17 protein-coding genes and 3 pseudogenes are annotated in these 19026 nt (G+C 62.2%); 3 read left to right on the top strand and 17 right to left on the bottom strand.

What is annotated here, in order from left to right; all coding sequences use genetic code 11:
• Positions 1-101 precede the first annotated feature (101 nt).
• From OMP38_RS04245 to OMP38_RS04270, 6 genes and pseudogenes are all read right to left on the bottom strand, one after another.
• Positions 102-614 (bottom strand): adenine phosphoribosyltransferase, encoded by a 513-nt coding sequence (locus tag OMP38_RS04245; protein WP_277564015.1) that lies wholly within the window; start codon positions 612-614, stop codon positions 102-104.
• 39 nt (positions 615-653) lie between these two features.
• A complete protein-coding gene (gene recJ, locus OMP38_RS04250) occupies positions 654-3077 on the bottom strand; it encodes a single-stranded-DNA-specific exonuclease RecJ (protein ID WP_277564016.1) in 2424 nt (807 codons plus the stop codon).
• A 68-nt stretch (positions 3078-3145) separates the two neighbouring features.
• Positions 3146-4048, bottom strand: a complete 903-nt coding sequence (locus tag OMP38_RS04255) for a cation diffusion facilitator family transporter (RefSeq protein ID WP_338130469.1) — start codon at positions 4046-4048, stop codon at positions 3146-3148.
• A gap of 58 nt (positions 4049-4106) precedes the next feature.
• On the bottom strand, positions 4107-5015 hold the full coding sequence (secF, locus tag OMP38_RS04260; RefSeq protein ID WP_277564017.1) for a protein translocase subunit SecF: 909 nt from the start codon (positions 5013-5015) through the stop codon (positions 4107-4109).
• Positions 5005-6256, bottom strand: a pseudogene (secD, locus tag OMP38_RS04265) (protein translocase subunit SecD). The gene secF and the pseudogene secD overlap by 11 nt, the downstream one beginning before the upstream one ends.
• A gap of 167 nt (positions 6257-6423) precedes the next feature.
• Positions 6424-6693, bottom strand: coding sequence for a post-transcriptional regulator (locus tag OMP38_RS04270; protein WP_277564018.1), 270 nt, complete (start codon positions 6691-6693; stop codon positions 6424-6426).
• Between the two features lie 360 nt (positions 6694-7053).
• Here OMP38_RS04270 and OMP38_RS04275 point away from each other — a divergent pair, with 360 nt between their 5' ends.
• Positions 7054-8514: a putative polysaccharide biosynthesis protein gene (locus OMP38_RS04275; protein WP_338130396.1), complete on the top strand. Its 1461-nt coding sequence runs from the start codon at positions 7054-7056 to the stop codon at positions 8512-8514.
• 6 nt (positions 8515-8520) lie between these two features.
• Here OMP38_RS04275 and OMP38_RS04280 read toward each other — a convergent pair.
• Positions 8521-9173: pseudogene (locus OMP38_RS04280) on the bottom strand (DUF421 domain-containing protein).
• 254 nt (positions 9174-9427) lie between these two features.
• On the opposite strand from OMP38_RS04280, the gene OMP38_RS04285 reads away from it, so the two are divergent.
• Together OMP38_RS04285 and OMP38_RS04290 are read left to right on the top strand one after the other, a co-directional pair.
• Positions 9428-9793, top strand: coding sequence for a TIGR04086 family membrane protein (locus tag OMP38_RS04285; RefSeq protein WP_277565167.1), 366 nt, complete (start codon positions 9428-9430; stop codon positions 9791-9793).
• A gap of 89 nt (positions 9794-9882) precedes the next feature.
• Complete coding sequence (locus tag OMP38_RS04290) at positions 9883-10752, top strand: phosphatase PAP2 family protein (RefSeq protein WP_277564019.1); 870 nt, start codon at positions 9883-9885, stop codon at positions 10750-10752.
• Positions 10753-10819: 67 nt separating this feature from the next.
• Here the strand turns inward: OMP38_RS04290 and yajC are convergent, their stop codons facing one another.
• The 10 genes and pseudogenes from yajC to OMP38_RS04340 all read right to left on the bottom strand — a co-directional run bounded on the left by yajC (position 10820) and on the right by OMP38_RS04340 (position 18976).
• Entirely contained in the window at positions 10820-11134 is a 315-nt protein-coding gene (yajC, locus tag OMP38_RS04295) for a preprotein translocase subunit YajC (protein ID WP_277564020.1), read from the bottom strand.
• A gap of 31 nt (positions 11135-11165) precedes the next feature.
• Positions 11166-12302 carry a tRNA guanosine(34) transglycosylase Tgt gene (tgt, locus tag OMP38_RS04300; protein WP_277564021.1) on the bottom strand — a complete coding sequence of 379 codons (1137 nt, stop codon included), beginning with the start codon at positions 12300-12302 and terminating at the stop codon, positions 11166-11168.
• Between the two features lie 43 nt (positions 12303-12345).
• The gene (gene queA, locus OMP38_RS04305) at positions 12346-13395 is read right to left on the bottom strand and encodes a tRNA preQ1(34) S-adenosylmethionine ribosyltransferase-isomerase QueA (protein ID WP_277564022.1); all 1050 of its coding nucleotides are present in this window, start codon (positions 13393-13395) and stop codon (positions 12346-12348) included.
• Positions 13392-14591, bottom strand: coding sequence for a SpoIID/LytB domain-containing protein (locus OMP38_RS04310; protein WP_277564023.1), 1200 nt, complete (start codon positions 14589-14591; stop codon positions 13392-13394). Before OMP38_RS04310 ends, queA begins: the two co-directional genes overlap by 4 nt.
• Before the next feature lie 208 nt (positions 14592-14799).
• Positions 14800-15501 (bottom strand): annotated as a pseudogene (locus OMP38_RS34410) (SPOR domain-containing protein); the annotation flags it as partial.
• Entirely contained in the window at positions 15498-15962 is a 465-nt protein-coding gene (locus OMP38_RS04320; protein ID WP_277564024.1) for a thiol-disulfide oxidoreductase DCC family protein, read from the bottom strand. The pseudogene OMP38_RS34410 and the gene OMP38_RS04320, both read right to left, overlap by 4 nt.
• On the bottom strand, positions 15959-16966 hold the full coding sequence (gene ruvB / locus OMP38_RS04325) for a Holliday junction branch migration DNA helicase RuvB (RefSeq protein ID WP_277564025.1): 1008 nt from the start codon (positions 16964-16966) through the stop codon (positions 15959-15961). The genes OMP38_RS04320 and ruvB overlap by 4 nt, the downstream gene beginning before the upstream one ends.
• Before the next feature lie 23 nt (positions 16967-16989).
• Entirely contained in the window at positions 16990-17607 is a 618-nt protein-coding gene (gene ruvA, locus OMP38_RS04330; protein WP_277564026.1) for a Holliday junction branch migration protein RuvA, read from the bottom strand.
• Positions 17604-18107, bottom strand: a complete 504-nt coding sequence (gene ruvC, locus OMP38_RS04335) for a crossover junction endodeoxyribonuclease RuvC (RefSeq protein WP_277564027.1) — start codon at positions 18105-18107, stop codon at positions 17604-17606. The genes ruvA and ruvC overlap by 4 nt, the downstream gene beginning before the upstream one ends.
• A gap of 161 nt (positions 18108-18268) precedes the next feature.
• Complete coding sequence (locus OMP38_RS04340) at positions 18269-18976, bottom strand: BofC C-terminal domain-containing protein (protein WP_277564028.1); 708 nt, start codon at positions 18974-18976, stop codon at positions 18269-18271.
• Positions 18977-19026: the final 50 nt, after the last annotated feature.

Raw genomic sequence — 19026 nt, forward strand, 5'->3', positions numbered from 1 at the left:
AACGCTCGGGAAAGGGAACGAGGCCGCAAAAAAGGCCGGACGCTCCGGCAGGCGGAACGTCCGGCCTCGGCGGCTGTGCCGCGATTCGCCGCGTTATTCGGTTAGTATTGGACGAGCGACTCGAGGCGCGCGCCCTTAAGCTTGTCCCGTCCATCGAGATAGCTCAGCTCGATCAGGAAGGAGGCGCCGACGATCTCGCCGCCAAGCTGCTCGATGAGCTTGATCGTCGTCGCGATCGTGCCCCCCGTAGCCAGCAGATCGTCCGCGATGAGCACGCGCTGGCCGGGCTTGATCGCGTCCTTGTGCACGGCCAGGGTGTCTTTGCCATACTCCAGGTCGTAGCCGGCCTCTACCGTCTCGCCGGGAAGCTTGCCCGACTTGCGAATCGGCACGAAACCGACGCCCAGCGCCAGCGCGAGCGGCGCGCCAATGACGAAGCCGCGCGCTTCGGGACCGGCGACGATATCGATCTCCCAGTCCTTTACGCGTTCTTTGAGTTCGTCGATGGCGGCGCGGTATACCTCGCCGTTGTTAAGCAGGGTCGTAATATCCTTGAATCGGATCCCGGGTACGGGGAAATCGGGAATAACGCGAATATATGGTTTAAAATCCATTCTCAAATCGCTCCTTCAGAACAAGTTCGCCAGCTTGCATTATACACTTGATCTCAGCCGCTTGCCATCGTTACCTTCGGCAAGCGCCCGCAGCCAATTCCTCAGCTCGGCCGGAGACATCCCGGCCAGCGCCTCGGCCTCCGACCGGAGCAGCGCCTTGCGGTATCTCGCGGACTCCTCCAGTTGACGCTTCGGCGGCTGAGCGACGATCTCGACCGACGCTCGGCTCCGGCGCAAGAAGCCGAGCTCCTCGAACACGTCCTGCATCATGACGACGTCCGCGAGCGTCCGGCCGGTTCGTTCCGCCACCTGGCGGAGAAATCCGTCAGGCGTCTCGATCCAGCTCCCTTTGCGTCTCAGCAGGCCGTACACTTCGCCGAACTGTTCCCGGCTCGGCATGCGCCCGCCCTGCGGCGATCGGCTGCGCGAGCCTGACGATGCACGGCCGGCCGAGAGGAGATGGATCTCCTCGACGACGCAGCCGGCGAGCAGCGCCCGCAGCCCCTCCAGTCCATCGCTCGCCTCCGGCAGATCGATGAGCACGAGGCGCAGCGTCTTTGCGCCGGCCGCTGCAGCGGCCGCTTCGGCGTATGACGCGACGGTCAGCCCGGCGTCTTCGCCGTGCGCCGCACGAAGCTCGGCCATCGCGGCTTCGCCAGCCGCGACGGCGAGCAGGCTCGCCGCGCCGTTCGCCGCAGCCAGCGTCCGCAAAGCGCTGCGCCAGTCGGCTTCGTGGCGCCGGTCGTGCACGGGCAGCGCCGCCGACTGCCAATCCTGCAGCATGAGCTGTACGCGCTTGCTGCCGTTCCACTCGTTCACGGACAGCTCGCCCAGCACGTTCGCCGTCCCGCAGCCCAGCATGGCGCCGCAGTCGGCGCCTCTGCCGAAGCAAACGGCCTCCAGCTTGCGGCCGCCTTGCCCCAGCACCACGCGCAGATGCCTGCTCTCCTTGCCCATCGCCTTGGCGTCGATCACTTCCGCGCCGCGCAGCACGAAACGGGGCGAAGGATTGCCGATGCCGCACGGTTCAAGCGCGCGAAGCTGCTCGGCCGCCTCGAGCGTCAGCTCGGATGCCCTGCAGACGAGATCCGCCTTTTTGCGCGGAATCCAGTCGTCCGCCGACAGCCAGCTTTCCGCCAGCGCGGACAGCTTCTCGCCCAGCGCGGCGACCCGCTCGGCGCGCATCGTCATGCCGGCCGCCGCCTTGTGGCCGCCAAAATGCTCCAGCTCCTCCGCGCAGGCCGTGAGCGCGGCATGCAGGTCGAAGCCTTCGATCGAGCGAGCCGAGCCCTTGCACAGGCCCGTGGCGGCGTCTGCCGCCAAGACGACGGTCGGCTTGTAGTAGCGTTCGACGAGCTTCGAGGCGACAAGTCCCGCGATGCCCGCGTTCCAGCCCTCGCCTGCGACGACGATGACCGCGGGGCCGCTTCCGCCATGGGCGGCCGCGATGGCCTGCCAAGCGGCATCGGCTTGGACGAGCGTGTCCTCCACCAGCTGCTGCCGCTCCTGGTTCAGCATGTCCAGCTCCGCGGACAGCAGCTCGGCTTCGCGCTGATCGGCGGTGATGAGCAGCCGCAGCGCCGTATCCGCTTCGGCCAACCGGCCGCCCGCGTTCAGCCGCGGCGCGAGCCCGAACGCGATGCGGCCGCTCGTGAGCCGCCCCGGCTCGGCGCCGGAGATTTGCGCCAACGCCTTGATGCCGGGCGACGGCCGCGCGTTCATCTCTTCGAGTCCGAGCTTCACGATCGCGCGGTTTTCGCCCGTCAGCGGCATCAAATCCGCGACGACGCCGATCGCCGCGACGTCCGCGAACGCAAGATCCGGTTCGCCGAGCATCGCATGCGCCACCTTGAACGCGACCGCGGAGCCCGTCAGCTCCTTGAACGGATAGGGACAACCTGGCTGCTTCGGATTGACGATGGCGACCGCCGCGTCCGGTAAAACGGCGGGCGGCTCGTGGTGATCGGTAACGACGACGTCGATGCCGAGCGTTGCCGCATAGGCGATTTGCTCTACGGCGCTGATCCCGTTGTCCACCGTTACGATGAGCTTGACGCCCGCCTCGGCCGCCCGGTCGATCGCGGGCAGATTGAGCCCGTAGCCTTCCTTGCTTCGATGCGGAATGTATGTATCGAAGTCGGCGCCGAACCGGCTAAGCAGCCTGTGCATAAGCGCCGTCGAGGTCACGCCGTCCGCATCGTAATCGCCGTATATGCGGATGCGCTCCCCGCCTTCGATCGCTTGGCGAATCCGGGCCACCGCCCGGTCCATGCCGAGCAGCAAGTAGGGATCGTGCAGGTCGCGGAGCCCGGGATGCAAAAATCGCTCCGCATCCTCCGGCTGGCGATAGCCCCGCGATACGAGAAGGCGGCTGACGAGCGGCGCCAGTCCCAGCTGAGCGCCCAGCGCTGCCGCCACTTCGTCGTCCTCTTCCGCCAATACCCAGCGATAGGTGGATTTCACCTTCGAATCGCTCCTTTCTGCCTTACAGCACTGTGGACTCCGCCTTGGGCGGCGGAGTCCACAGCGATTTATTGAATTAAAGTAGGCATTTCTTCTTCTTGGTGATTCGATTTGTAGGGATAACCCGGATCGTACGGCTCGACGCGCACGCTGGCGTCCGAGACGTGCAGAAACCGCTTGGTCAGCTGTCTTCGCACGCGCTGCGCGACATCGTGACCGTCCAATACCGAGATGCGCGGATTCACGCGAATAAGGACGTCTATGATCACATAATGACCGTGTTCCTTCGCTCTGAGCTCGTCGACGGCGACGACGCCGTCGACCCGCTGTACCACTTCAAGCAGCGTCTGCGCGTCCACCTCGTCCATCGGCCTGCGTTCGACCGCGCCGATGGCGGAAGCCGCCTGCCGGTACCCCATCCGGAGTACGAATACGCCGATCACGAGTCCCGCCGCCGGATCGAGCACGTACAGGACGGGCAGGTTCAGCAGCTGACCGGTCATGGCGCCGGCCGTACCGACCAGCGCGGTCAACGATGCGAACACGTCCGAGCGATCGGTTCGCGACGCTTCGGGTCGCAGTCCCATTCGGTGCTCGTAGCTGCGGCGGTACAGGATCAGCGCTTCGCGGGCGACCATGCCGGCCGCGATGACGATGACGGCGCCCCAGCCGGGCGCGCGGTCCTCGCCCCATGCGATCGCGCGCAGCGAGGAGATCGCCATCTCGAGACCGGCGAGCAGCAGCAGCGCCGCGAAGACGACGGCCGCCACCGCTTCGCGCTGCCGCTCGGCGGCGCCGCGGGGCGCGATGGCCCGGCGATGCCGCAGATAAGAATTGACGGCGGCGGCGAAGTCGGCGGCCGAATGGCAGGCGTCCGCCATCAGCGCTTTGCTGCCCGTGAACCAACCCGCGAGACCCTTGAAGACCGACAGTACGAGCAACCCGAGCAGGGAAACCTTGATGCCATGCAGCGTTTTGCCGGTCCTTTTTTTGAGTCATCTTATCGATACACCTCTATTCCTTATTCCATCAAGGCGCCGGCTGCGCCTTGACGGGCTTGGCAGGCTTCGCTTTGCGTTTCATCCAGAACCAGAGCGGGCTGGCGATGAAGATGGAGGAATAGGCGCCGCTGATCAAACCGAAGATCATGGCGAGCGAGAACATCTTGATCGATTCGCTGCCGAAAACGAAGAGGCAGACGGCGGCGAAAGCGACGGTGACGACCGTATTGATCGAGCGGGTCAGCGTCTGGGTAATGCTGTCGTTGACGACCTTGGCGAGATCGGCTTCGGACTTGACCTTGGCGAAGCGCATGTTCTCCCGGATCCGGTCGAAAATGACGACGGTATCGTTGATCGAGTAGCCGATGATCGTCAGCACGGCGACGATAAACGGAAGATTGACTTCCAGATGGAAGATCGAGAACAGCGTGATAACGATAAACGCGTCATACAGCAGCGCGATGACCGACGAGATCGCGTATCGCCATTCGAAGCGGATCGCGATGTAAATGATGATGCCGAGCGAAGCGATCAGGACGCCGCGCAGGGCGTTCGTCTGCTGCTCCTTGGCGATCTCTACGTCTACGATGTTCTTTTCGAACGAGGCCTTGTCGTCGAACTGGGACTTGAAGTCCGATTCGAGCTTGCTTTGCTGGTCTTCCGTCAGCGCGGCCTTGAACCGGATCGACAGGCGTTCGGCGGCGGTCGTCAGGTGGTACTCGCCTAGCTCTTCCTTCTCGAGAAACGCCTTGAGGTTGTCGCCATTCACTTGCTTCGTAATGGCGATGTCCACGGACGTGCCCGATTGGAAATCGATGCCGTAGTTCAGGCCGCGGATGGAGAGAGACAAAATGCCGATCAGCACGATGACGAGCGAAGCGATGAAGAAAGGCTTGCTCCATTTGATCCAGTCGATGTCGTGAAACTTATAGCGCACGGATTTCACTCTCCTTTACGCCATAGTAGCCGACCTTGTTGAACTTGCCGCTCTTCACGAGCAGGTGCATCAAGTAGCGGGGCAGGAAGATGTTGGTCGCGATGTTGCAGATGATCGACGCGAGCAGCACGACCGCGAAGCCCTTGACCGAGCCTTGGCCGATAAAGTAAAGCACGGCGCCGGCGATAATGTTCGTGATATGCGCGTCGATGATCGTGCGAAAGCTGTTCTTGTTGCCGGACCGCAGCGACGACGCGATGCTCTTGCCCGTACGAATCTCGTCCTTGATCCGTTCGGCCGTGATGATGTTCGAGTCGACCGCGATGCCGATGCCGAGCACGAACGCGGCGATGCCGGGCAGCGTCAGCGTCGCGCCCATCAGCCAGAATACGCCGATCAGCAGCCAGACGAAGACGAGCAAGCAGAAGCCTGCGATGACGCCGGGAAGACGGTAAAAAACGACCATAAAAACGAAGATAGCGACCGATGCGATGATGCCGGCCAGCAGCGTCTCTTCAAGCGACTTTTTGCCGAGCGTCGCGCCTACGCTTTGCGTATACTTCTCGGTCAGCTTCAGCGGCAGCGCGCCGAGGTTGATCGTGTCGGCCAGCGCCTTGGCGTCGGCGGGCGTCGGCTGGCCGGAGATGGTGGCCGTGCCATCCGTGAATACGCCCTGGACGGTCGGATCGGACAGCAGGTCCTCGTCGAGATAGATCGCGAGCTGCTTGCCCAGGAGGCGCGTCGAGATTTCTTCGAACTTCTTCTTGTCCTTGACCTGGATGGCGACTAGCGGTTCTCTGAGTTGGTTGTACTCGACCTTCGCGGCGCCTTCCTTGAACTCGTTGCCTTGTAATTCGACCTTGCAATATCCAGCGTCAGCCGCGCAACCATCCGCACTGCGGAAAGTAAGGACGGCCGGTTTTTGCAGCATCTTGCGGACTTCCGCCTCGTCGGCGACACCCGCGATCTTGACGCGGATCCGGTTCTTGCCTTCCGGCGTCACTTCGGATTCCCCGACACCGCGCGCGTCGATCCGCTTTTTTGATGCTCTCGGCCGTCTTGTTTAGCGAATCCTTCGTGACTTCGCCCGTTCCCGAGAGCGGGGATGCTTCGTACAAAATTTCAAAGCCGCCTTGCAAATCGAGCCCTAGCTTCGTCTTGTCCAGTAAATACGGGCTGGTAGCCGCGATAACGCCGAACGAAACGAGAACCACGAGCACGAAAGCGAGCATCCGGTTCATATGGTATTGCCGACCCCTTTCGATTCTCAATGTTCCTATTATACCTACGCGCTCAAAGCGAAGTCAATTTGTCGAAACGTCATGAGAAGTGCGAAAAAAGGCTCCCGGAAAGGGAGCCTTCGGGCCCGTATCCATTAGCTGGAACGCGCCCGATTCGCCTCGGTAATCTATCGTCTCTTCTCTCCTCGATAGATGCTCAGCGTAATATAGTTCATGAAGTTCGTCACCTTCAGCGACAGGATATCGTTGACGATCGCATGCAGCGGAGGGGTTCCCTTCTTGTGATACTTGTCGCTCACGCATTCCCAAATCTCGGGCCCCGTCGCCTGGTCGTAGCCGATCATCCGGAACTCCTCGGCCTTGCTCTCGCAAAGCTCCCTGATCGTACGGTTCAATTCCGCCTCGTCCATGCCGTCCACGCGCATCTCGTCCGTCATCGGCAGTTCTCCCTTCCAGCTTCGCGCCTGCTGTCTTGCCGCCCCGCTTGTCTACTCGCGTTCCACTCAAACCAACCGTATATACCTTTCGTCGCCGCTTGCCGAATTCCTGCAAAACGCATTCTTCGCGGTTCGTCCGGCAAGGCTTGGCATGATTGCGGACAGCCCCCCGCATATGCATGAGAGGTAGACGAACCGAAGAGCGAAGGATGGGATGAACCTTGTCGCCGCGCAAACAAACCTTTATCCAGGGAGCCATGATCCTGCTCGCCGCCGGTCTTCTCAACCGATTGCTCGGCTTCGTGCCCCGAATCGCGCTGCCGCGGCTGATCGGCGCCGAGGGCGTAGGGCTCGTCCAGCTTGTTTTTCCTTTTTTTTATCGTCGTGCTGACAATTATCACCGGCGGATTGCCGCTGGCGGTGGCGAAGCTCGTGGCCGCCGCCGATTCCCGCGGGGACGCGGAAGAGGCCGTCCGCATCCGCCGAACGGCGCTGACCATCGCGCTGACGGCCAGCTTGATCGTATGCGGGCTGTGCCTCGCGCTGTCGGACTGGATCTCGTCCAGCCTGATGACCGATCCGCGGGTTCACAGCGCGTTCCTGGCCATTATCCCTGTCATTCCGCTCGTGGCCGTATCCGCCATCTGGCGGGGTTACTTCCAAGGGAAGCAGGACATGCTGCCGACGGCTGTCTCGCAGACGGTCGAGACGGTGATCCGAATCGCGCTCTCGTTGACGCTCGCCTTTTTGTTCCTGCCATGGGGACTCGAGGCGGCCGCAGCGGGCGCGATGATCGGGACTGGCGCAGGCGAGCTGGCCGGACTCGCGGCGCTCTGGCTTCATCTGCGGGGCGAAGCCCGCGGACGCGGAAAAACCGAAGGCTCGCCTTCTGACACAGGCGCGCCCGCCGCTATGGACGGACCTCCGCCGCCGTCGGATGCCAAAGAGAGCCGAACGCGCGCCCTGCTTCAGATCGCGGTTCCCGTTACGGGCAGCCGGATGATCGGTTCATTATCCTACCTGTTCGAGTCGATCCTCACGGCGCGCGCCTTGATCGCGGCCGGCCTCGGCACCGCCGCGGCCACCGCCCAGTATGGCATCCTCCAAGGCATGGTCATCCCGCTGCTGCTGCTGCCAGGCTCGCTCACCTTTTCGCTGGCGACGTCGCTCGTGCCGTCGCTGTCGGAGGCCGCCGCCCACGGCGACCGGCCCGCCATCCAGAAGCGCCTTCATCAATCGATGCGACTGGCCGTCGTGACCGGCGCTCCTTTTATCATCCTGATGGCATTGTTCGGTCGGCCGATCTGCGGGCTCATTTACGGAGATCCCGAGCCCGGCGCCTTGTTGAGCCTGCTGGCTCCCGCCGCCGTGTTCCTGTACATGCAGGCGCCGCTTCAGGCTGCGCTTCAGGCGCTGGACCGTCCGGGCACGGCGCTTTTCAATACGTTCGCGGGAGCCTTGGTGAAGCTGGTCCTGATCGTTCAGCTGGCGTCGAAGCCCGAGCTCGGCATCCGCGGCGCGGTCATTGCCATCGGCGCCAACATGGCGCTTGTCACGCTGCTGCATTGGATCAGCGTCGTCCGGTTGACGGGCGTCCGATTGCTCCCCGGCGACTTCCTCAAGATCGGCGCCGCCATGACGATTATGGGCGCGGTCGCGCTCTGGATATGGAACGCCGGCAGGCTGCCGGGCGTCTGGCTGGACCTTCTGGCGGCAGGGATCCTCTCGCTCGTCGTTTATTTGCTCCTTCTTATGGCCATGAGGCTGATCGACAGGCATGACGCTGCGCGCATTCCGATCTTCGGTCGCTTTTTCAAATAAGAAGCGCTAATTCCTTCGATTGATATAGAGCCGTCCTTTGTGATCCAAGCTGCAGAACGCGACCTGCTTAAACGCTTTGACGCCTTCCCGCCGCAACTCCTGCCTGAGCCAAAACCGGTTTTTGCCGATGCGCTCGAGGCTGTCGTCTTGTACGAGGCCATCCATGATCAGGGGGGAGCGGCAGCAATCCGTATTTGATTTTCGGCTTCGTTTCCTCTTGGGGCGGCGGCGCCTCCGGCTTTTGTTTATCGGCCATGATCACCGACAGTTTGCCTGACGATTCGAGCACCGCGAGCTCGACGTCCGCGATGTGGTCGATCCTGTTTTCCCGGAGCTGCATCATCAGATCGTCGAGGCTGTAACGCTGCTTTTTCATTTCTCTCCAATTCAAGTCGCCTTGCCTTATGATGACGCTAGGCTTGCCTTCGAACCATAGACGAAGCCGGCGGTTTTTTTAACGTAATGGTGGATACGATCAGTTGCACGACAACGAGCACGGCCATCGGCGCGGCCGCGTACAGAAGCGGGCGGCTCGGGGCTTCGATCGCGATGACGGCGATCTCGGCGATCATGATCGAGATGACGAGATCGAACACCGACAGCTTGCCAATCTCGCGTTTGCCCATCAATCGCAGGATGAGGAATACGAATAAGTACATAAGCAGCGTCCGGATCGTGATCGCCGTCAATTCCAAGTGCCGTTCCTCCCTTTGCAGGTATCGGAGTCGAGCCTGAGATTGTAGTCTCACCGCGCATCACGTACGCGATACGGTCCGGCTTCGCGGAAATTATCGGCATTCCCCAGTACTACCCGCGGGTACAAGCCCATACAATGGTACAAATCGCTTGAAATCAAAGGAGTGCATCGATATGATTCCCGTACGCGTATCCGGCATTCGCATCGCATCCCCCCCTGGTCGCGGGCTTCGTCTGGGCGTTTATTTGGCTGGGTCTCGGCACGCTTGCGCTTTCGATCCTGCTTTACAGCTCGTCCATGCCGGAAACGAAGCTTCTTTCCTGGGTATTCGGCGTTCACGGGGCGGCCAGTCTCGCCGGCGGATTCACCGCAGCCAAAAGATCCGGCAAGCGCGGCTGGTATATCGGCGCCATCGCTGGCTTGCTTTATGCGGTCGCGGTCGTACTCATCGGATTTCTTTCGCAGGACATCGGCTTCGATTCCCGCATGGGACTGCTGGGATTGATCGCTGCGCTTGCAGGCGCCTTCGGAGGCATGCTGGGCGTGAACGCCGGCGCTGGAGCAAACGCGAGGCGCATGTAACCGGTAAAATAAAACGCCTCCCCTCCGTTAGAATTAGTAAAATCGTGATATACTGATACAATCATTTCTAGCGGCAAGGAGCGAATTCGTTGATCGTATTCGGCAGCATGACAACCATATCCGCGCTGACGGCCGTCACGGTGGCGCTTCTCGTAGGATACGGCACCGCGAGACAGCCTTTGGCCGCGGCGGCCGCTTTCGTTACCAAGCTGTATCGTTCTCCCAAAAAGTTGATCTTGTTTCTCTCGTTGCTTCTGATCATGGCGCTCAACAAGTTCGAACTGAACCTGGAGGCCGCCTTGCCCGTCCCCCGCGATCTCACCCGCATGCTCGTAGGCTGGGAAGGCAGTTGGCAGGGCACTTTGCAGCGAGCGCTCGAATCCCCTTGGCTCACGATCTTTTGCGCGTTTTTCTACCTGGTCGTTTTCCAGGGATTTATGGTCGCTTCTTTGATCCTCTATGCCAGCGCCGGCAAGGACAAACTTTACTACGCGCTATGCATCGCCTTGCTGCTGAATTACTTGGTCGCCGTCCCGTTCTATTTGTTCGTTCCCGTTCACGAAGCATGGGCCGCTTCGCCGAATATCCGTTTTCTGATGCTTGACGCTTTTCCGAGCTTCGAGACGCAGTATCGCCGCCTGTCCGGCTTGGACAACTGCTTCCCGAGCCTGCATACGTCCATCTCCGTGACGATGGCGCTTCTGGCGCTTCGCTCCGGCAGCAGGCGCTGGGCGATATTCGGCGTCGCGAATGCCGTTATTATCGTTTTTTCCATCTTCTACCTCGGCATACACTGGGCTACCGACATGTTCGCGGGCATCGTCCTTGCGGCAAGCGCGGTTGCCATCGGGCTTAAAGTCGGCGCTTGGGCGGATCGCCCGGCGGTTCGCCGCAAGCGTCAGCCCCGGATTCAGGACGAGTTCAAGAAACTGGCGCCTACGCGTATGACGGATTCTTGAATCATAAAACAAGCCGCCAGGTCGCGAGACCCGGCGGCTTGTTTTATTTCTTCGTTATTGCTATTGATTACTTTTGGCTTTTCGATTCGCCCGCACGCGCCGCGACATTGTTGATCGCGGAACGATCGAACGTAAGCTTAGTCGCGTCGTTGACCTTCAGTACGATCGTATCGTCGGTGATCTCGGCGATCGTGCCGTGCAGCCCGCCGATCGTCGTCACCTTATCGCCCTTGGCGAGCGCCCGGAGCATCGAATTGCGGTTCTTCGATTTCTTCTGCTGCGGACGGATGAGCAGGAAGTAGAAAACGACGAACATGAGCAGAAACGGCGCCAGCGAATAAAGCAGGTTGCCGCTTGAGTTTGCATTTTCAGCTAACCACATGGAAATACCTCCCCCTCTCGTCTTTAAATAATCAAAATCCGCTCTCGTTGGTCGCCATGCCGTAGGCTTCGAAAAATTCGTCACGGAAATCGCCGAGACGGTCGTCGCGAATCGCCTGGCGAACCTGACTCATGAGATTAACCAAGAAATGCAGGTTGTGGATCGTCGTCAGCCGCAGCCCGAACATCTCGTCGGCGCGGATCAAATGCCTGACGTACGCCCGGGAGTAGTTCCTGCATGCGTAGCAGTCGCACTTCGGATCGAGCGGACCGAAGTCCTCCGCGTACTTCGCGTTCTTGACGACGACGCGGCCTTCGCTCGTCATGAGCGTGCCGTTGCGGGCGATCCGGGTCGGGAGCACGCAGTCGAACATGTCCACGCCGCGGATGCTGCCCTCGACGAGCGCGTCCGGCGAGCCGACGCCCATCAGGTAGCGCGGCTTGTTCGAAGGAAGCAGCGGTACCGTATGATCGAGCACCTCGTACATGATTTCCTTGGATTCCCCTACGCTAAGGCCTCCAATAGCATATCCCGGAAAATCCAGGGAAGTCAAATCCGCCGCGCTCTGTGCGCGCAGGTCCTTGTGCATGCCGCCCTGCACGATGGCGAACAGCCCTTGGTCGTGCGGCCTGGCGTGCGCCTTGAGGCATCGCTCGGCCCATCGGCTCGTACGCTCCGTCGATTGCTTGACGTAGGCATACTCGGCGGGATACGGCGGACACTCGTCGAACGCCATCATGATATCCGGACCCAGCGCGTTCTGTACCGAGGTCGCCACTTCGGGCGAGAGGAACAGCTTGTCGCCGTTCAGATGCGAGCGGAACGTGACGCCCTCCTCGGTAATCTTGCGCATCTGCGCCAGCGAGAACACCTGGAAGCCGCCGCTGTCCGTCAGGATCGGACGGTCCCAGTTCATCATCTTGTGCAGTCCGCCCGCCGCGCGGACGAGCTCGTGGCCCGGCCTGACGAACAGATGGTACGTATTGCTCAGGATGATCTGCGCGTTCAAGCTTTTAAGCTCCTCGGGGCTGATGCCCTTGACGGTCGCTTGCGTGCCGACCGGCATGAAGGTAGGCGTATCGATGACGCCGTGCGGCGTGTGGACGCGTCCGAGCCTTGCGCCCGTCTGGGCGCAGGTCTTGATCAGTTCGTAAGTAATTGCCGGCATTGTACTCGATCGGTCCCTTCTTGTCTATTGCGCCGAAGAAAGTCTACGTAATGAACATCGCATCGCCGAAGCTGAAAAACCGGTACTCGGCGGCTACCGCTTCGCGATAAGCCGCCAGTACGGCTTCGCGGCCCGCAAGCGCGCTGACCAGCATCACCAGCGTCGACTTGGGCAGATGGAAGTTCGTGAGCAACGCGGAGACGAGTCGGAATTCGTAGCCGGGATAAATGAAAATGCCCGTCCACCCGCTGCATGCCTCGATGGGCCGGTCGCCGAACCGTTGTCCGAGCGTCTCGAGCGTCCTCGCCGAAGTCGTACCTACCGCTACGATCCGCGTGCCCGCTTGCCTGGCCCGATTCAGCATCGCTGCGTTTTCCGCGTCCACGCCGTACCATTCCTCGTGCATCTTGTGCTCGAGCACGTTGTCCACCGATACCGGACGGAACGTGCCGAGCCCCACATGCAGCGTCACGCGGCATACGGCGATGCCCCGTCCCTGAAGCTCCCGCAGGAAGTCCTCCGTAAAATGGAGGCCCGCAGTCGGCGCGGCGGCCGAGCCTTCGTTCTGCGCATAGACCGTCTGATAGCGGTCCCGGTCTTCCAGACGCTCTTTGATGTACGGTGGAAGTGGCATCTCGCCGAGCCGATCGAGAATTTCGTTAAAAATGCCGTCATACCGAAAACGGATCGTTCTCGCGCCCATTTCGCCTTCTTCTTCTACGACGGCGGCCAGCAACGGTTTCACCGAATCTTCCGTCTCTCCGAAATGCAGCGCGGCGCCTTTGTGGAGCTTCTTGCCCGGCCGCACGAGCGCCTCCCAGCGATCGTCGCCAAGCGCCTTGAGAAGCAGCACTTCGGCCTTCGCGCCCGTATCCGCCTTGCGCCCGAACAATCTCGCCGGAATCACCTTCGTATCGTTCAGGACAAGCGTGTCTCCCGGCATGAGATAGTCCGCGAGATCCTTGAACGAACGGTGTTCGACCTGCCCGCTGTCCTTGTGCAGGACCAGCAAGCGGGACGAAGCCCGGTCGGACAGCGGCGTCTGCGCGATCAGCCGCTCGGGAAGTTCAAAATCGTAATCGCCGACGTTCATGAAGCGCCATCCTTCTCGATCTTAATATCCTTATAGTAGTATTGCAGGATCTTCTTGTAGTCATACCCTTGATTAGCCAGCCCGAGCGCGCCCCACTGGGACATACCGAGCCCGTGGCCGTAGCCGGTCCCCTTCACGATGAATTGAGCCGTTGCGGTCATCGCGCGCACCTGGCCCGATCCGTTCAGGACAATGGCGTTGCCGCCCGCCGAATCGAGCGGGCGCACGGTGCCGTCGCCGCCGAGCACCTGCAGGGATCCGGCTCCGTCCGGCACCTCCCGGCTCGCGCCGTTCGCGCCGGCGATCGTCGCGCGCGCGGTCTCGTCGATCTTGAACAGCGTGCTCTTGACGCCGCCGAGCGCGCTTCGCCAGCTGTCGCCGTACAGTTGAACGGTCGTGCCGTTCGCCTTGAGTCGGACCGCTCGTCCGGAAGCGCCGGTCTCGGACACCTCGAGCGTGCGAAGCGGGCCTTGAATCTTGTTTTTGTCGGACAGCTTCGCGTTGATGGTCGCGAGCAGCTTATCCGCGGCCAGCGGTCCTTCGACCCAGCTGTTATTCGTGTACTCCGGGGTCTTGCCGAGCGACAGCACGAGCGTGCCCGCATTGACGGAGGCGACCGGCTGGACGTCGGTCTGGACGCGCGGGCTAGGGCGGACCTGCACGTTGTCCCCGGTCGCGGTGAGCATAGGGAGGCCCGCTTCGTTCTTTTGTCCCTTGTCGGCCAGCAGGTCGCTGCGGATATAACCGACCGTGCCCGTATCGAGCGCGACGCGGTACCAGTCGAGCTTGCCCTTCTGAATGCCGTCGTCGGGACTTTGAACCGCCCCCGCATAATAAGGAATCGCGTTGCCGGCATATTCGAGCGGATCGGCCGTCATGCCGCCCGCGCTCGCGCCGAACATGGCGGTGATGATCTTGCCGCCGTACGTCATCACTTCGCCGGCCGTCGCCTGCACGCCCGCGGTGGAGTTCGCGTTCTCCGACCCGAGCCCGTTGTAGGCCTGGCTATAAGTATTGTCGACGACGTCCGCGATCTGATAGGTGACGCCGCCCGCCAGCGCGTACGACCTGGCGGCGACGGCCTGCGCCTTCTGGGCCTCGGCCGGCCAGCTCGAGCCGACTTCGGCGCCGACGACGGAGTACAAATACGGCTCCAGTCCGACGACGTTGACGACGGCGAGATTGTTGTTCAACACGCTGATCTGCATGCTGCCGCGGTATTTGTTTTTGCTCCGCTCTACGACCTGGATGTTGCCGTCGGTCTGTACGTCCGCTTGTAAAGCGGCGCCGCCAGCGGCCGGCAAGGCATACAGCGGAGCGGAGTTCGTCGCGGAGCCCGTGTACGTCACGTCGTCGCGGATGACGGCATAGGCGCCGCCCGCTGCGGGGGAGCTGGGCGGAAAATCCGGCGGCGGCGACGGCGGCCTGGAGCTTCGTCAGCTCGGCCTGGCCGGCGGCTTGTCCGATGCGCACCGCGTATGCCGCCCCTTCCGCCGAAGGCTTGACGGCCACGAAGGCGTCGAAGCCTGCATTGCCCAGCTGCGCGACTGCCGCCAACGCTTCGCTCGCGCTCGCGTAGGGGCCGGCCTCGACGGCGAGCGGCCCCGCCACGTACGGCTGGGCGAGCGACGTCTGCCCGCCGGCCGCGGCAGCCCACTTCGATAAAGCGGACTGCGCGGCGGTCGCCGTGCTATAGACGCCCTCCGACACTTGATAGACCGTCTTTCCTTTTTCAGTAAGCTTGGTCACGAAGCCTGCCTTGGAGGAAGTCTGAATCTTCTTCAGGACCGTCTGCGCGGCGGAAAAATCCTCCGTCTCTAGCACCATCGCCCGATAAGCGTCGACCGCGAACCGGACGGCGCCGCCCGGCGCGGGATAGTCCGCCTTCCCTTGTCCGCCGACCCAGGTCAGTCCGAGTCCGCCAGCGGATAAGAGCGTCGCGACGGGCGTCGTAGATTGATACTTGGACCCCAGGTCCAAAAACAGGGCGACGCGTATCGTATCCGGCACGAGTGCGGCATTCGCCGCCGATCCGCCCGCCCCCGCCCAAGCGAGCAGGACCGCAGCGGATGCGCCCAGCGCGACCCGGCGATTCAATTTTGTCATGTCGATCCTCCGTGTGGTCTATCTTGGTCTTTGGCGATCGTCCTGCAGGAGCCGTCCTCGCAGGCGTCGCTTTTTCCGAACAACCGGTACCTGTACTTCGCAACGAGCCGATAGACGGCGGCGCTGAGCAGCCTCAGTCCCGGCAGCGCGCCTAACCTCCCAAGCCAAGCTAGGTACGGCATGTCTCTTAGCAGAAGCATGACCGCGTCGGCGCCGCCGGTCACCTTGCCGGCGGATTCGTCTTTCACGAGGATCTGGGACAGATGCCCCGCTTCTCCGTCAAGCGCGCCGCGAACGTCTCCCAAGCTGCCGGCCGGCACCGATTGAAGCGGCACGTACCGAAGCTCGGATCTCGTGCGCGACCGGCGCAGACGGTCCACGGCCGTCAGGCAAAGCTTGCATTCGCCGTCGTAATAAACGGTCAGGACGCGTAGACTGTCTCCGCCCGCCTTCGCGCTCATGCCCGCTGCTCGGGCATCGGAAGCCCGAGATGCCGATAGGCGGCGGGCGTCGCCACGCGGCCGCGCGGGGTGCGCTGCAGGAAGCCGATCTGAAGCAGGTACGGCTCGTACACGTCCTCGATCGTCTGGCTCTCTTCCCCGATCGACGCGGCGATCGTGTCCACGCCGACCGGACCGCCTTTGTAACGGGAGATCATCGCGTGAAGCAGCTTGTGGTCGATCGCGTCGAGACCCATCGGATCGACCTGAAGCCGCTCCAGCGACTCGTGCGCGAGCTGCTCGGTGATGATGCCGTCCCCGCGCACCTGCGCGTAATCGCGCACCCGCTTGAGCAGCCGGTTCGCGATACGGGGCGTGCCCCGCGCCCTGCGCGCGATCTCCCGGGACGCTTCGCCGATGATGTCCACGCCTAGCAGATCGCTCGTCCGCGATACGATAAAGGCTAGCTCGTCCTCGGTGTAGAACTCGAGACGGCTGACGACCCCGAACCGGTCGCGGAGCGGCGCCGACAGCAGTCCCGCGCGCGTCGTCGCGCCGATCAGCGTAAACTTGGGCAAGTCGAGTCTGACCGACCTCGCGCTCGGCCCCTTGCCGATGACGAAGTCCAGCGCGAAGTCCTCCATCGCGGGGTACAGCACTTCTTCGACCGTGCGATGCAGCCTGTGAATCTCGTCGATGAACAAGACGTCGTTTTCCTGCAGATTCGTTAAAATGGCGGCCAAATCGCCGGGGCGTTCGATCGCCGGCCCGCTGGTCGTGCGGATACTGACGCCGAGCTCGTTGGCGATAATGTTCGATAGCGTCGTCTTGCCGAGTCCCGGCGGACCGTACAGCAGGACGTGGTCGAGCGCCTCCTGCCTCAGCTTGGCGGCCTCGATGTAGATTTTCATGTTGTCCTTGACCTGCGACTGGCCGATATATTCGTTCAAATACCGCGGACGCAGGCTCAGCTCCGCCTGCCGGTCCTCCATCATCAAATGAGCGGTCACGATGCGGTCATCCACCTATGCGTCCCCCTTTCCGCTCTTTAGCCGGTAAATAGCTGCTGAAGCGCGAGCTTCATAAGCACGTCGGGCGAATCCTCGGCCTTGATCCGGTCTTTCAGCGCCGTCCAGGCCTTGTCCAGCTCCGCGTCCCGGTAGCCGAGACCCGCGAGCGCCTCTCTCGCCGCCGCCCACGACGCGTGACCGTCGTCCGGCAGCGATAGTCGCTCCGCAGCGGGCAGACCTAGGCCCGCTGTATCGTATGAAGCGCCCAGCTTATCCTTTAAGTCGAGCACCATACGCTGCGCCGTCTTTTTCCCGATGCCCGGCAGCTTCGTCAGAAACGTCAGATTCTCCTGCTGGATCGCCGCCACGACCGACTCCGGCCTGCCGCCAGCCAGTACGCCGAGCGCCACGCGGGGCCCGATGCCCGATACCTCCAGCAGCTTGCGGAAGAGACCCTGCTCCTCCCGGGTCGTGAAGCCGAACAGCTGGATCGCGTCCTCGCGGACGTGGTGGTGAATGAACAGCTGCACCGGCTCTTCGCTGCGCGCCAAGCCGTACGGATTGGGCGTGAACACCCTGTATCCCACGTCCCGCACGTCGAGGACCACGTATTCGAGTTCGATATGCGCAACATAACCTTTTAAGTAATCGATCACCGCCGCGTCGCTCCGTTCATCAAATGACTCATGCCGCTCGCGTGCGCATGGCAGATCGCCACGGCCAGCGCGTCCGCCACGTCGTCCGGCTTCGGCGCGCTCGCGAGACCGAGCAGGCGCTTCACCATCTCCTGGACCTGCTTCTTCTCCGCGCCGCCGTAGCCGACGACCGACTGCTTGACCTGCATCGGGGTATACTCGCCGATCGGAATGCCGCGCTGCGCGGCGGCGAGCATCAGCACGCCTCTCGCTTGGCCGACGCTAAACGCGTTCGTTACGTTTTTGTTGAAAAACAGCTTTTCGACCGCAACGGTCTCCGGCTTGTATTCGTCCAGCAGCTTGCAGGAAGATTCGTAGATTTGCTGAAGCCTGACTTCCTGCGCCGTGTCCGGCGTCGTCTGAATGCTCCCGTACTGCACCGGCACGAGACGATGTCCGATCTTGTCGATGAATCCGAATCCCATGATGGCGATGCCGGGGTCGATACCCAATACTCTCATGAGGGTCCCCGCTTCCTGTTTCTACTGACAGACGACTTGATTATACCATTTGCGGACGGGTATGAGAACAGAAAGCCGAACAGCATAACCGCGCATGAAAAAACGCCCGAGCGAAAGCTCCGGCGCTTCGTGGCTGCCGCTCGCCGGCAGTCGGACGACGACTATTCGGCGGCGCTTGCGGGGTCCCCGGATTTGTCGGCGTACTCGGCGAGGCGGCTCACGACTCGATGATAATCGTCGATGCCATCGCCCACCGGCATGCCTTCCCGCAGCCGTCGCAATTCCTCGGGCGACAATCCGCTCTCCAGCGCCTTGACGTCCATGTGAAAAAAAGTCCGGATGACCTTGTCCTTTTTCACGGGTCCGTCGAAGAGCGAGAGGTTGCCGCCGCTGTCCAGGCCGAATCTTGCCGATGCCTTGCAGGACGCCGACAGATCGTCGACCGCCTCGCGCATGACGAGCCTGTCCGCGTCCTGTAGCGTCGCCGTCCACTCGCGATGGGCTTTGAGCAGGTCCATCGCTTCCGCCGAGGAGAACGATCCGAGCCGCCTGATCTCCTCTCCGCACACGTACATGCGCTGCAGCACGACCTCTACTTTGCCTTCGAGGCCGGCGAGCGCGGCGATCGCCCGCCCCCGCTCGGAGTCGGGGCCCTCGAACGACAGGAGCGATGAGCGCTTGTCGAGCCACACGGCCTCGGCTCCCGTCATGGCGCCGGAGGGGCTATCCGCGCGCTCGAAACGCGGCTTGACCGCGGCCAGGGCCGCTGCCGCGGTCAATACGGCGGCAGCCCATAGGCCGAGGGACCATGCCAGACGCTTGTTGCGCTTTAACCGCTTCTTCCAATGGCGAATCCGATTTCCGAGCACCGGGATCCCTTCTTTTCCGTTTTAAACCTATTGTGATCCCGGGCACGTCG

The sequence above is a fragment of the Cohnella ginsengisoli genome, assembly GCF_029525555.1.
Lineage (GTDB): Bacteria > Bacillota > Bacilli > Paenibacillales > Paenibacillaceae > Cohnella > Cohnella ginsengisoli.